Origin of the sequence: Angelakisella massiliensis, assembly GCF_900104675.1 — a bacterium.
GTDB classification, from domain to species: Bacteria; Bacillota; Clostridia; order Oscillospirales; family Ruminococcaceae; genus Angelakisella; species Angelakisella massiliensis.
Genome location: NZ_LT629945.1, coordinates 711,238 through 725,031, shown reverse-complemented (window position 1 = coordinate 725,031; position 13,794 = coordinate 711,238). Strand labels below are relative to the sequence as shown.

11 protein-coding genes are annotated in these 13,794 nt (G+C 56.3%); 4 read left to right on the top strand and 7 right to left on the bottom strand.

Going from position 1 to position 13,794, the window contains the following annotated elements; all coding sequences use genetic code 11:
- The first annotated feature begins 114 nt into the window (after nt 1-114).
- Nucleotides 115-1,329: a dipeptidase gene (locus BQ5383_RS08715; protein ID WP_071431170.1), complete on the top strand. Its 1,215-nt coding sequence runs from the start codon at nt 115-117 to the stop codon at nt 1,327-1,329.
- A gap of 520 nt (nt 1,330-1,849) precedes the next feature.
- On the opposite strand, the gene BQ5383_RS08710 is transcribed toward BQ5383_RS08715, so the two are convergent.
- Nucleotides 1,850-2,413, bottom strand: coding sequence for a phosphoribosyltransferase family protein (locus BQ5383_RS08710; RefSeq protein WP_207646827.1), 564 nt, complete (start codon nt 2,411-2,413; stop codon nt 1,850-1,852).
- Between the two features lie 245 nt (nt 2,414-2,658).
- Between BQ5383_RS08710 and BQ5383_RS08705 the strand changes: the two genes are divergently transcribed.
- The 3 genes from BQ5383_RS08705 (at nt 2,659) to BQ5383_RS08695 (ending at nt 4,758) form a co-directional block, all read left to right on the top strand.
- On the top strand, nt 2,659-3,423 hold the full coding sequence (locus BQ5383_RS08705) for a nitroreductase family protein (RefSeq protein ID WP_071431166.1): 765 nt from the start codon (nt 2,659-2,661) through the stop codon (nt 3,421-3,423).
- Nucleotides 3,424-3,524: 101 nt separating this feature from the next.
- A complete protein-coding gene (locus BQ5383_RS08700) occupies nt 3,525-4,070 on the top strand; it encodes an RNA polymerase sigma factor (protein ID WP_071431164.1) in 546 nt (181 codons plus the stop codon).
- Nucleotides 4,060-4,758 carry a DUF4367 domain-containing protein gene (locus BQ5383_RS08695; RefSeq protein WP_071431162.1) on the top strand — a complete coding sequence of 233 codons (699 nt, stop codon included), beginning with the start codon at nt 4,060-4,062 and terminating at the stop codon, nt 4,756-4,758. Before BQ5383_RS08700 ends, BQ5383_RS08695 begins: the two co-directional genes overlap by 11 nt.
- Before the next feature lie 161 nt (nt 4,759-4,919).
- On the opposite strand, the gene BQ5383_RS08690 is transcribed toward BQ5383_RS08695, so the two are convergent.
- From BQ5383_RS08690 to BQ5383_RS08665, 6 genes are all read right to left on the bottom strand, one after another.
- Nucleotides 4,920-6,395: a hypothetical protein gene (locus BQ5383_RS08690; protein WP_071431160.1), complete on the bottom strand. Its 1,476-nt coding sequence runs from the start codon at nt 6,393-6,395 to the stop codon at nt 4,920-4,922.
- Nucleotides 6,396-6,411: 16 nt separating this feature from the next.
- Entirely contained in the window at nt 6,412-7,827 is a 1,416-nt protein-coding gene (locus BQ5383_RS08685; protein ID WP_071431159.1) for a hypothetical protein, read from the bottom strand.
- A gap of 14 nt (nt 7,828-7,841) precedes the next feature.
- Nucleotides 7,842-10,253 (bottom strand): M56 family metallopeptidase, encoded by a 2,412-nt coding sequence (locus BQ5383_RS08680; RefSeq protein WP_071431157.1) that lies wholly within the window; start codon nt 10,251-10,253, stop codon nt 7,842-7,844.
- Complete coding sequence (locus tag BQ5383_RS08675) at nt 10,250-10,630, bottom strand: BlaI/MecI/CopY family transcriptional regulator (RefSeq protein WP_071431155.1); 381 nt, start codon at nt 10,628-10,630, stop codon at nt 10,250-10,252. The genes BQ5383_RS08680 and BQ5383_RS08675 overlap by 4 nt, the downstream gene beginning before the upstream one ends.
- A gap of 542 nt (nt 10,631-11,172) precedes the next feature.
- Nucleotides 11,173-13,425, bottom strand: coding sequence for a M56 family metallopeptidase (locus BQ5383_RS08670; RefSeq protein ID WP_071431153.1), 2,253 nt, complete (start codon nt 13,423-13,425; stop codon nt 11,173-11,175).
- Between the two features lie 2 nt (nt 13,426-13,427).
- Complete coding sequence (locus tag BQ5383_RS08665; protein WP_071431151.1) at nt 13,428-13,790, bottom strand: BlaI/MecI/CopY family transcriptional regulator; 363 nt, start codon at nt 13,788-13,790, stop codon at nt 13,428-13,430.
- Between the last annotated feature and the right edge of the window lie 4 nt (nt 13,791-13,794).

The window sequence follows — 13,794 nt, the reverse complement described above, 5'->3', positions numbered from 1 at the left end:
TTCTGCTGAGATGAGAGAGACGCCGGTGAGCAAAATCAAGTAACGGAAAAGAGGGACTGCGGCTGCGCTCAGGCAGAGCAGCCCCTTTTTCCCTGTGGGGAAAGGAAGCGCAGTATGAATTTTACCCAGAAAAAAGGCTATAAGGGCTATCAGCCCTACTCCTATCTGGTGCGGGGAAAAGATTATCCCGCCATTGAATGGTCCCAATGGGATTGGGCCGGACGCCATGTCATTCCTTTGGAGCCGGAGCAGGAAGCGATGCTTCAGGAGATCCTGGAGCGGTATCCTTACATTTCAGTGCATGAGCATCCCGATTTTACCCCTGTGGACATGAGCCTGGAAAAGTTCTTTGACGCCGAGCGGCAGGGACGGGACTGGACCGGATACGAGGCCCTTTCCTATTCCAATCTGGACTGCATTTTTGACAATATGCTGGACGGCACCAACATTATTTCCAGCCCCGGCGGCTGGAAGTGGATCGATATCATCCACGACCTGGGGATGCGGCTGTGTGATATCGCCCATCAGGATTTTCTCATCCAGTGCAAAAAGGTGGAGGACATCTTCCGGGCCAAGGCGGCGGGAAAGATCGCCTGGGTCCCCTGTATTGAGGGAGCCCAGCCCATTGAAAATGAGGTGGACCGTATCGATATTCTCTACGGCCTGGGAATCCGCCAGCTGGGGGTGACCTATTCCGAAAGCAACGCCCTGGGCTCCGGCCTCAAGGAGGACTGCGACGGGGGACTGACCAAATTTGGCAAGGCCTGCGTGGAGCGGATGAACCAGGTGGGGATGCTGCTGGATGTTTCCCACTGCGGCCAGAAAACCGCCTATGAAGCTGTGATGCACAGCAAAAAGCCCATTATTGCCAGCCATGTGGGGGCCAAGGGTGTGTGGAACACCAAACGGATGGCCGGTGACGAGCTGCTCAAGGCTGTTGCCGGGAAGGGCGGCGTCATCGGCATTGAGGCGGCCCCTCACACCACCATGAGCGCCACCCGGATGACCCATGACATCGACAGCTTTATGGAGCACTTTGAGTATGTCAAAAACCTGGTGGGCATCGATCATGTCACCTTCGGTCCCGACTGCCTGTATGGGGATCATGTGGCGCTGCACCATGCCTTTGCGGCGGCGCTGTCCACCGGAGAAACCTCCAAACACGCACAGGAATATCAGGAGGTGCCCTTCGTCAAATACCTGGAAAACACCACCGAAGCCTCCTGGAACATCCCCCGCTGGCTCATCCGCCATGGGTATACTTCCGAGGAGATCGGCAAGGTGCTGGGCGGCAACACCATCCGGGTGCTGGAGGAGGTCTGGGCCTGAAAAGACAGGAAACAAGCTCCCGGAAAGCGGGAGAAAACTGTTCCCAGCTGTCAAACGTCCTCTCACGCCCATACGCCCTATGTTTTCACGGCCATAACCGGGGTCCGGTCTTTCCTCACCTGCTTTGTCTCAGGTGCTTCCCCAGGCTCCGGGGGTGTGAGAAAACGAAGAATATGTTCTCCAAAACAAACTGAAAGAGATCCCTCTGACGCCTCTGCGGCGCGCCAGGGGGATCTCTTTATTGAAATTGTTTTGATCAGTTCAGTCCCCGTAAGAATGGGGGCAGCGGTAAGTTTTGAGCGTGTCGAAAAAGTTCGGCACACTTCCAGGGGGGCCCGGTCCCCCTGGATACGCCGCAGGTTCCTGACGAAACCAGCGGCGATACCCCCGGTTTCTCGCCCCGGTGGGCGCGGGTCGTGGTATAAAAATCAGGCACATGTCCTGATTTTTATGATTTTGAATTTATTTTTCCCTTGAAACAGATTTTTCCACCGTCTGAAGTTTTGGTTCTCCGGCAAACTTATTCCTTTTCCTTCTGGCCGTGGAAAAACAGGGGGATCTTTTCCAGATAGATGATATCATCCCGGTCGGCGGCATCCCCCTCCGCCAGAATAGCGGCACGGGCCACGACGGTACCTCCTGCCTGCTCCACCAGAGTTTCCAGAGCGGACAGGGAAGCGCCGGTGGAGATGACATCGTCCACCAGAGCAATGCGGGAGCCTTTGATCCGCTGCTGGTCCTCCTGGTCCAGACAAAGGATCTGCTGATGGTCGGTGGTGATGGAGCGCACCGGGGTGACAACAGGAGAGCTCATATAACCCTTCACCGATTTCCGGGCGATGAGATACCGGGGCATTTCCATCACTTTGGCCAGCTCATAGATGAGGGGGATGCTTTTTGCCTCGGCGGTGAGCAGATAATCCACATCCTTGGGCAGCCGGGCGGCCAGTTCCCGGGCGCAGGGTTCCACAATGGCGGTGTCGCCGAAGATGACGAAGGCGGCGATGGAAAGCTCCGGGGAGATGGGAACGATGGGCAGGCTCCGCTGCTGCCCGGCCACGGTAATGTTATAGTATTCCATAATCAGGTCTCCTTTGGATAGATTGAAGCGGGCAGCGTCAGTGGCAGCATTGGGTCAAATGCCGCGGCCCCTTCTGATACCTGCTTATTATAGCATGGAAACAGCGGTTTTTCCATGGAATGGGCGCAAAAGCATCATTTCAATGGCGCCGGAAACTCCGCCCTACCAGCTGCCGGTTTTTTGTGGTATGATGAAAACGGTCAAGATAACCCCTATTGTTATCCATAGAACAGGAGTGGAATGGAAAAATGCTGGAGAATGAAACACTGAAACAATTGCGGCAGCGGAAATCTGTCCGGGTCTGGGCGGACCGCCCGGTTTCCCAGGAGGTGCGTCAGGCTCTGCTGGAATCGGCCTTTGAGGCTCCTACCGCAGGCAATCAGATGCTGTACACCATTTTGGAGGTGACCGACCCGGAGCTGAAGGCCCGTCTGGCGGAAACCTGTGATCATCAGCCCTTTATCGCCACGGCTCCTGTGGTGCTGGTGTTTCTGGCGGACTGCCAGCGGTGGTACGATGCCTATAAGGAAGCGGGATGCCAGCCCCGCCTTCCCGGTCCCGGTGATTTGATGCTGGCGGCGTCCGATGCCCTGATCGCTGCCCAGAATACTGTGGTGGCGGCCCAAAGCATGGGCTTGGGGTCCTGCTATATCGGAGATGTGCTGGAACAGTGTGAGACCCACCGTCAGCTGCTGGGACTGCCGGATTATGTAATGCCGGCGGCGATGGTGGTATATGGTTATCCCACCCAGCAGCAGCTGGAGCGGAAAAAGCCGGCCCGCTTCCGCCAGCAGTGGGTGGTGTGCCAAAACCGCTATCACCGCAATACGCCTGAGCAGCTGCGGGAGATGTTCGCCTGCCAGGCCAGGGACGCCCAAAAGCAGGAATGGGATTTTGACAGCTACGTTCAGGCCTTCTGCCAAAGGAAGTACAACTCCGACTTTTCCAGGGAAATGTCCCGCTCCTGCGGAGAATATTGGAAGGTGTTTCTGGAGGGCCTGAAAAGGGAATGAATCCTGCTGGTAAAATCCTTCCTGGCCGTTGAAGCGTACTATTTTATGTGGTACAATCAGAACAGTGCTCCCAATGGTTCAGGAAAGGAGGAGAAAGGCCGATGCTGCTGGGACAACGGAAAAAAACAGAACAGTCACTTTTTGAAGAGCTTTATCACACCTATAGCGCGTCCATGTATCGGGTTGCTTTCTCCATTCTCCGGGACAATGGACTGGCGGAGGACGCGGTCCAGCAAACGTTTTTAAAAATTTTTCGGGAAATTGATAAAATTGATGAGATCGGATCTAATAAAACGCGATCTTTCATCGTTATATTAGTGCGGAACACCTCGATTGATCTGTACCGCAAGAGAAAACGGGAGAATTTGGTCTATTTTGATGATCTGGAGCAGGTGCCCAGAGATCGGACCGGTTCCCCGGAGGACGCTGTTATTGCCCAGCAATCGGAGGAGGAGATCCGCCGCCGCCTGGAGTCCATGGACCCCAAGTACGCGGATATCCTGATGCTCCGGTATTATCACGGCTGCCGCAATAAGGAGATTGCCCGGCTGCTGGAGCTGTCGGAGGCAACGGTGGCGTCCAGAATCTTCCAAGGCAAAAAGATGCTGCTGCGGCAGCTGGAGGGAGGGGAGGCCCATGGCGAATGATTTCCGGCGGGAAGATCTGTTGGAAGAATGTCTGAAACCGGCTTTTGAGGCGCGGGCGGAGCAGTTGGCGGCAGAGCTCCCCTCCGACGATCTGCTGGAGGACCCCCACACCTTTTCGCCGGAGTTCCAGGCAAAGATGGCGGCTATGACCCGCAAAGCGGCCCGGGGAAGAAGGCCTCTGCGGCGGTATGTGCAGGCTGCGGCGATGTTTGTGCTCTGCTTTGCGGCACTGGGCTTCGGCGCCATGCAGGTGGAGGCCATCCGCACACCCATCCTGCGGTTTGTGGTGTCGGTGACACAGGAATACACCAACATCACCTTTGACGGCGGCAGCAACAAGGAGCTGCCGGCAAGCTATGAGGAGATCGCTCCCGGCTATATCCCCGAGGGTTATGAGCTGAGGGAGCAGGACCTGAGTGAGTGGCACTGCTACGCCAGCTATGAAAATCCGGCCACCGAAGGCTATTTCAGCTATATGGTCATGTCCACCGGCGGCAGCAGCACCTCCTTTGATACCGAGGACTGCCGGGTTTATGAAGCCAACATCAATGGGCGCAAGGCCTATGTTTCGGTAAAGCTGACCCGAAACACCGTCATCATCGTGATGTTTGATCAGGACTTTACCTACACCCTGGCGGGCGACCTGAGCGAGGAGGAAGCCCTGGCGGTGATGGAAAGCGTTCCCTGAACAAACGCAAAACCAAGCTTATGGAAAAAAACAGCCGAAGAGACCATTCTCTCCGGCTGTTTTTTTATGTGTGGGCTTTGACGGAACCAGGCTAGCTTCAAATAAATCACTGGCGAAGTATCCCTCCAAAAACCGGAAAAGAGGCAACTTTATTCCGGGAATCAGTTGTCTGCCTCATTGGAGAGATAGCGGAAGCTGCCGTCCTCCATCAGCCGTATGGTCAGAAGGCTCTGTTCGTTTTCATAGGGGATGCCGGTGGCGCAGTCGTAGTGTTCATAGTGGAGGATGAGCAGATCTCCCTCCGTTTCCCAACTGGTGGCCCGCAGGCAGAAGGGACCGCCGCCCCGTCCTCCTTCATAGTGGATGGTGTCGGTTTGGGAATCGTAGGCGGAAGCCATTTCTTCGCTGAGGATCACCTCTCTGGTGATGCCGTCAAAATACCGGCTGAGCAGCGCAACGATCTCCTCCACCGGCCAGTCTGTGCCGTACTCATCGAAGGGACTGCCGCCGTTTTCGTAGTAGTACAGATCCTCGAATACCCAAAGGAGGCTCATATCCGCCGGGTCATCCCAGTGGCCGCTGAGGGCGGTGGGAAAGATGGGATCCATATATTTTTCCTTCATTTCCTGCCGCTGGGAAGCATCGGAAAACAGCTCCCGGTCATTGACCACCTGATAGCCTGTGGGTTCGCTGCTGCTTTCTCCCTCATAGGTGAGGTAGCCGTACTCTGTCAGCTGAATTTTGGTAACGGCATAGCTGTTGTCAAAGGTGAGCCCCTTGTCCCAGCTGCGGTCCGACGCCAGGGATTCTGTTACCTTGCCGTCCTTGGAGGTAAGGCGGATGAGCAGACAGCTTCTTTCCTCCCCCGGGGTGATGAAGGAGTAGAGATACAGCTCTCCGTCGCCTCCTTCCTCCACCCCTTGTAAAAAGCGGTCCACCACAGCACGGGAGGTGACCGGCTGGTCATCAAAAATGATCACCGAGGGACGGGTCAGCGCTTCGGCGTACAGCGGGGAAGCCTTTACCTCATCGGAAAGCAGCTGGGGAAACAGGACTTCTGTTCCTCCGGCGGAACCGGAAGAGGTTCCTTCCGTCTGTTCTCCTTTGGCCCGTTCCTCCAAAGGCTGTGCCAGAGCTTTGGCATCCTCCAGCACCTGGCCGGGAGCGGAAAAGAGCCAGCTTTCCCCTGATTCTTCGTCCCGCAGGCCGATGAGGGTGCCCAGATCGCCGCCGTCATAAACGGACAGAAAACGCTTTTCTTCCTCATCGCACAGGTCCAGCACGCTGCTCAGGCCGTGCTCCACCGGCTCCGCCTCCTGCCAGCTGTCTGTTTGCAGCAGACTGGACAGCTGTTTCTGCTCCTCCGATGTCAGACGCGCCTGATAACCGAAATCTCCCGGTCCGTCTTTGCTGAAACCGGCAATGACAAAATCCTCTGTCTGCCAGCTGTTGGAGAGATGGACCCCCTCGCCGCTGCCGGAGGAAGCTCCCCCGTCCCCGCTGTGGGAAGTGTTTTCCGATGCTGAAAAGTCACCACTGTTTCCAGAGGCAGAGGCCGTTTCCCCGCCGCAGGCGGCAAAGGTGAGCAAAAGCCCTGCGGCCAGCGCCCCTGCCATCCATTTTTTTATCTGATTCATTGCAAGACGCTCCTTTCTATTCCCCAATCAGCCGGGAGGATTCCAGATGCAGCAGTCCGTCCTCTCCGGTGACGGCAGTGATTTCATACCGGGGCAGGGCCTGTTCCAGCTGCTGGATTCGGGGGTCCTGCTCATAGTCGGAGTAGACGTCCAGCCATTCTCCGTTCTGGTCCATGACTCCGCCCATTCCCAGGGTGAGATAGGACACCTGAGCCACATAACCCTTCTCGGTCTGCTCCAGGCTGTGGAAGTAAGGCTCCACAATCACTCCGCCTCCCCGATGAGGTGGGGTATAGACACCGGCGTTCTCCTCATAGGTAAAGCTGCCCGCGTTGACATGAGCGCCAATGGCTGCTTCCGGTCCCCAAAGCTCCTGTACAGCGGCTTCCACCCATTCCCTGGGTACAAAGTCATAGTCCGGGAAACTCAGCTGGGAAACCAGCGGCTCCAGGAAGGAATCGTCTACAGGATAAAGGGGATATTTTTCCGGCTCCTGGCGGCAGTCGTAGGTTCTGGGGGAGAGGTTCAGCCCCACCGCGATTTTGACTTCGTCTGGAATTTCGGCGGGGGAGGCATAGGCTCCCGTATCCCCGCCAAAGTAAATGAGCCGGTAAAGCGCCTCGTTTTCCTGGCAGATGGCTTCATTGGAGTCCAGCATGGGAGCTGGAGTGGACTTTCCGCCGGGATAGGGCAGCATTCTCCGCAGGCCATCCAGCTGTTCCGGGGTAACGGGCTGATTATAAACCTCCGCCGGTTCATAGCGGCCATAGCCGTCGTTTTCCAGGGTCACTCCGCCCAGGGAGAACTGTCCGCCTCCCAACAGAAAGCCGGTGCCGGCGGCTCCGTTTTTTTGACAGGTGGCGGCGATAGTATTGAGCATGGTTTCCACCGCTGTCCGATTCCCCAAAGCCTTGGCGGCGGAACTGTCAGGGGTGAGGGAGAGATCTACAATCACAAAGCCCTTTTCCACCCGGACGGAGGAGACGTCGATCCCCTCCTCCTGGGAATAAAGAAGGCCCAGCGCGGTACGGGTCAGCTGTCCCAGGGTATCCCCAGGGGTGTAGGTGTAGTAATGAATGATGTAGCCTTGCTGCTCCGGGTCATATTGGCAGATTTTTACCATTCCATTGAGGGATTCCTGGGTGACCAGTTGTCCATCGGCAATGGGTGTATCCTCCGCCAGGGACTTTGCGGTGAGGGGGCCGTTATCCTCGGTATGCCCCAGAACTCCTATGTCCAAAGGAGAAAATTCCGCCGTCTCGCTGGATGAGGAAGAAGGGGAAGTTTCTTCCTGGGAAGAAGGCGGCTCCGCCTTGATGATAACGCTTTGTCCTTGCATCTGTGACTGGGGGGAGGAGGGCTGCTGGTCACAGGCGGTCAGCAGCAGTCCTGCAATGATGGTAATGGTGATGACAAGTGTGATGTGTTTCAAATTCTCAGTTCCTCCTAACCGATTTGTTGCAGCAAATGCTCTCTGCCGGGCCGGGCGTCGATGCAGTATCGTTCCAGAGAATCCGCTTTGTCGGTGCCCTCCCGGAAATAACCGAAATATACAAGCCCATCCTCAAAGGCCAGCCCATCCAGATAATCCTCCACTACAGGCAGACCAGTGGAGAAGTCCGAGAGAATGTTTCCGTCCGTATCAAAGGTGCAGACCCGCCACAGCCGCTCCTGCCGCCGGTAGTACAGGATGACGTGACTTCCTCCCTGTCCCCGAAGGGTGGCCATCTGGTAGAAAATAAAGACCTCATCCTCCCCCAGAACGCCGCCATTTCCCTCCAATTGGGCAATGGGCCGCAGAAGGTCCTCCGAAGAAAAGACGTAAAGGGTGACGGCAGTATCGTTCATAATGGCCAGAGTTTGCCCATCCAGGGAGAACAGCTGCCAGGCTCCCCTCTGGGGCTCCAGTAAGGTCACCTGTTGGCTTCCAGATTCATAAAGGCCCAGGGCGTAATCCATGTGATCTCCCAACAGCAGCAGGATATCTTCTTCATGGCCGGCTGGGGGACTGATATAGAAGGAAAGGGGATAGCTGAAAAAGACCTGGGATGGAGGCTGGGTCAGCCCTGTCACCGGCAAACAGATATCGTCCTGGGCGGTGAGCAGGCCCCTGCCCTCCTCAGGAATCCAGAGAACGGCACTATAGTCGGAATTTTGGGGAAATACCGCTTCCAAACCGGAACCATCCCCCAGAAGCCAGTCCGATTCCCATCCGGCATAGGCGGAAACATACAGCTCCAGACGGGGCAGATAAGAATCATCGCCGCAAATGACAGAGATATCCTCCCGTGCCAAAAGCAGCAGGCGGTCAAAGTCATTTCCCTGGCTGGTGGCCAGCACCACAGCATAGCAGGGGACCCGCTGATCCCGCCACTGGTAGCGGTAGGGATCGTACATCTCCGGGGTAAGAGCAAAGTCCTTCCCCTCATAAAGAATCTCCCAGTCAGTGACAGAGGGATAATGCTCAGACAGCCACCGCTGCCCCAAAGGATGGTCCAGGAAAGAAGGGATTTCCTCCGGGTCGGGCTTGGCCGTGTCCCCGGGACCGTTGGCGACATAGGCTTCAAAATCTTTTTCATCGATGGGAGGAAAGTTTCCTTCCTCATCCGGGCCGGTCACCTGGGGAAGAGGAACATGGGCAGCCGGAGACTCTTTCTCTGTTTCCTCCGGAGAAGGCAAGGTATCTTCCTGCGGAATAACCACTGCCGGAGGTGATTCCTCATGGGGCTCCTCAGAAGAGGGCAGGGGACAGGCTCCCAGAAAAAGGCCGGAAAAGGAAATGAAAACCGTCAGCGTTATGGCCGCCGCGGCAAAACGCCGGGAAGCTTCCTGATAATGGAGGATAGCCCCCAACCGCTCCCGCAGCAGCTGCCCGCCCCGGCTCAGAGACAGGGAAGGGATGGAACGGTCCAGACCATTGCTCAGGGCGGCGGCTCGCAGAAGGGTATCCCCATAGGCCCGCCGCTCACTGGCATCCAGCAGCCTCAAAACCGCTTCATCACAGGAAAGCTCACACAAGCGGCTCACCTCCCGGTCCATCCAGCGGACCAGGGGATTGAACCAATGGAAACACAACACCAGCTGCACCAGCCAGCGGTACGCCAGGTCCCGCCGTTTGTAATGGGTCAGCTCATGGAGAAGCGTGTACAACAGGTCATGATCCCTTTGGTGTAATTGAGGCAATACCACACAGGGATGTAAAAGCCCCAGCAGCATAGGGCTGGAAACGCCGCTGCTGACCACCAATCCAATGCTTTTTTTCAGCCCCATTTTCCGGTGGATCTCTTCCGACAAGGCCAAAAGAGCCGGATCGGTTACTGGAGTGGATGCCGCTTTCAGCTGCCTGACAAAACGGCGGTACAGAACCGCTTTTTTCCCCAGAAGCGCCGCCGCACCTCCCAGCCACAGGATAGTCAGCAGCGCCATACGCTGCCGCCACAGCCAGGAAAGGGCAAAATCCATTGGAACAGGGGAAGAAGGGGAAGACTGCGGCTGTGTTTTTTCTCCCCCGGAAGTTTCCTCAGAAACAGGGGGGTGAATTTCAGGTGATGGCCGGGAGGAAGAGGCCTCCCCTTGCTCCGCCGGATCTTTCACTGACCAGGACCATTTCCCCTGGGATGGAGCGGAGCCGCTTTGCTGCTGGGTGACGGAAGCCGCCTGTTCCCCCAGCACCGCCTCCATCAGGTTTGCTTCGGGAGCGATAGGCAGCAGCATCCGCAGCACCACCGCAAGCCAGATGTAATACTGCCAGCGAAGGCTGGTCTTGCCTCGGTATACCGGCCGCAGCAGAGCAAGCAGCCCCATCAGCAGCGAACCGGACAGGGAAAGGGAAAGCAGGGTTTTGATCACACTGCTCACGGTTTGTTCCTCCCGGCCTCCCAGAAGGCCCGCAGTTCCTCATAGTCCTCCCCGGTCAGCATCTCCTGCTCCACCAGGGTCATCACCAGGCTTTTGGCTTCCCCCTGGTACAGCTTGTTGAGCAAAGTTTTGGTCTGAGCTGCCTGGTACTGCTCCTGGGAAACAATGGCGGTATATTCATTGCGCCTGCCGATTTTGCTGGTGGTTAACAGCCCCTTTTCCACCAGGCGGGACAGCAAAGTGATGACAGTATTCTTCTGCCAGCCCTTTCCGGTGCCGGTCAGCCGTTCCATGATCCGGGCGTACAAGGCCTTGCCCCCTTCGTCCCAGACGATTTTCATCAGTTCCAGTTCAGAATCGGAAATTTGCTGAATCATGAAAGCCCCTCCTTTTATCATAACAACTTGTAGTCTAAATATAAGATAACAAATTGTAGGCTTACTGTCAATAGGAGGATGCGCAGTATGGCCCGGGCTCTGGGAGCTGCTTGAAATCAAAAAAATCAGGGTATGCGCCTGATTTGAACCAGCGCTCCTCTTTCATGGAGCACGAAACCGGAGGGGCCGGTTCCCCTGAGGTTGTGGAAATTTTTAATATACCCAGGGGCCCCGAAGCAACAGCTCCAGAGCCCCTGACCTAAAACAATTTTAAAGCAAAGACGGCAGTTTCTTTTGGTAAAAGGCCCCATGGCCCCCGTTCCAATCGCTCTGATACCATTTCAGCCTTTTGAGCCCCAGAAAAACAGCCTCTTTGGAAGATGCCGCAGCCAAAGTGAAACGGTTTTTCAACCAAATTTGGCCGCCTTGTGGAATACTTCACAGGACCTGTGCTCACCGGTGCCCGAAACCGTCAGGAACCAGCGGCGTATCCCGGGAGACTGGGTCCTCCTGGAAATATGCTGACTTCCTTGGGCGCACGCTCAAGATGTTTCCCCATCCCCTTCAAGAAGCTGTACAGAGGAAGCCATCTCCACCAGTTGCTGCTGAGAAATTTTGCCGCTGTCCAGCTCTATGGCGATATAAACTCCCAGCTGCCGGTCATAGCTGAGGATACCCAGGTTTTCCATCGAATTGTTTCCCAGACCCAGCTCCTGGGCCAGCTGAGGAGCGGTATAAACCTTGGTGACAGCTGTTTCGCCCTGCTGCCATTGCCGTACCGGCTCATATTCTCCCCGGCCATCCGCCTTGGGCTGGGCGCTGAACTGGTAGTTGTTTCCCAGAGCCACCTGATTGTAAATGGCCTGGGGCAGGTTTTCCGCTCCCGGGGTTTCCTCACAAAGATTATATCCCACGGCTCCCACATAAGCGCCGGTCTCATCGTAAATGCCCAGAGGGGTCCATGCGCCCATCAAAGGATAGGCCAGATCCCCTTCCCCTTTGGGGGCGATGGTGAAGCCCTCAGGCAGACGGATCCGCAGCTGAAAGGGCTGGATATCAAAGATAGCCCCGTTAAATTCCGTCCGCTGGTCATAGGCGGGGAATACGACGGAATAGACATTGCCGCCGGACCCTTCCTGGGATTCACTGGCGGATGAGGCGGATAAGGGAAGTTCCAGCAGCTCCAAAATGGTGCGGGAGCTTTCGCTATAGGCGTGAATATCGCTGCCTGTCACTTCCTGGGCCCACTGGCTGGAGTAAGAGAGGGTCAAAGGCTGCTCCCCGCCTTCCAGAACAAAGGTGACCTGATTTCCGTTGTCCACCAAAGCCAGCAAAATCAAGGCGTAACGCTGGAAAATGCTTTGTTCTTCAGGGGCTTCATACCGGCTGATTGCCCCAGGGGTTCCCTGATAAAAAATAGTGACGCCATAGGGTTCCTGGGAGGTTTGCAGTTGAAAATAATTATACTCAAGCCCCTCGGGTACACCCAGCAGCCCCACCAGCCGTCCCACATCCGGGGCGCTGCCGATATAGGGTACCCGGGCCTCCCACAGGGACCGGGCCATGGTTTCCTGCTGTGAAGGCAGCAGCTCAATGGAGAAGGCGGTGGTGGAGGTGGGATAGCTTTCCTGTATTGGGCCGGTTTCCATGGCGATGCGGTCTCCCACCGAAAAATCCTCAGCCGTGAGAGACTGCCGTTTACCTTGTTCATCCATCCGGAAGAAAGGTTCTCCTTCCCATGTGACCACACACTGGTCCCCAATGGGGCTGTTAGGTTCCGTTCCTTCCACCATCATGGTATTGTGTTCGGGGTCCACCTCCAGAATGATTCCCTGAACCTGCAGGGTATCAGAGGAAGGTGTCTTTTCTGCGGGATCGGTCATCAGTGCCGCAGCGGCCGCCACGATAACCACTGCCGCCAGCAGTGTCAGCCAGAAAGCGGGTTTGCGGTAACCGAGAACATTTTTGACCCGGCCTTTGGTATCCCCTTCTCCAAAGGCGAGAGGAGCCCCGGGAATAAACCTTCTGCCCACAGCCAGGGTCAGCAGGGAAGAGGAGTAGGTCTTTTTGGAGCCGGTACCCAGGGCTTTGATGACTGCTTCATCACAGGACATTTCCATATCCCGGCCGCTGAGGTAAAAAGCCACCCATACCAGAGGATTGAACCAATGGAGGCAAAGGGCAGCGAAAGCCGCCAAACGGGTCAGATGATCCAGCCGTTTCAGATGGGTGCGTTCATGGAGAAGGATGCAGCGCTGTTCTTCCTCCCTCAGCCCCACCGGCAGATAGATGCGGGGACGAAAAACCCCCAGCACAAAGGCGGTATCCACACCATCACAGAGCCAAACGTTATCCTGCCAGTAAGCGGCACTTTTCAGTTTGCGCCTCAGCCGCAGCAGGGAAAACAAGCTGTATCCCGCCAGTATGGCCATACCCATCAGCCACAGCAGCGCGCCTGCCCATAGCAAGATTTGCAGCGGGTCAGCGCTGGCAGCCGATACGGAAGGAGAAAACGCGGGGCCTGCCGTTCCCCCTGTCACCGTAATGACAGTATCGGAAACAGGCTGCTCCATCCATACCATTTCTTTGGGGAAAGGCTGGGTCCGGGGAAGAAGGCTCACAACACTTTCCAGGGAAAAGGGGCAAAGGAGCCGAAACAGCACTGCTCCCCAGAGGGCGAAGGAAAAGACTTTGGGAGCCCTTTTCAGGGGCAGCCGCAGCAGCAGCACCGCCAGAATGACGATACTTGCGGTAAAGCTCATATTGAGCACCTGCAAAAATAATCCTTTCACCATAGTCACTCCTCCTGATACTGGTCGATCAGACGGCGGATCTCGTCAATTTCCTCCTCCGTCAGCTTTTTGCGGCGGGTGAAAGCGGCCAGAAACTGAGGCAGGGAGCCTCCAAAAGCCTGGCTGAGAAAAGCCTCTCCCTGCGCCGCTCCAAACTCTTCCCGGGTCATCAGCGCCGTCACGGTTCCTCCTTCATTGCGGAAAATGTTCCGCTGGCACAGCCGTTTGAGCATGGTGTAGGTGGTGGTCCGTTTCCAGCCGAATTCCTGTTGGCACAGCTCCGTCAGGGCCCGGGAACTGATGGGCTGGTTGTCCCAGATGAGTTCCGCGAACCGCTGCTCCATTTCCCCCAGTTTATAAGGTTCCATGATG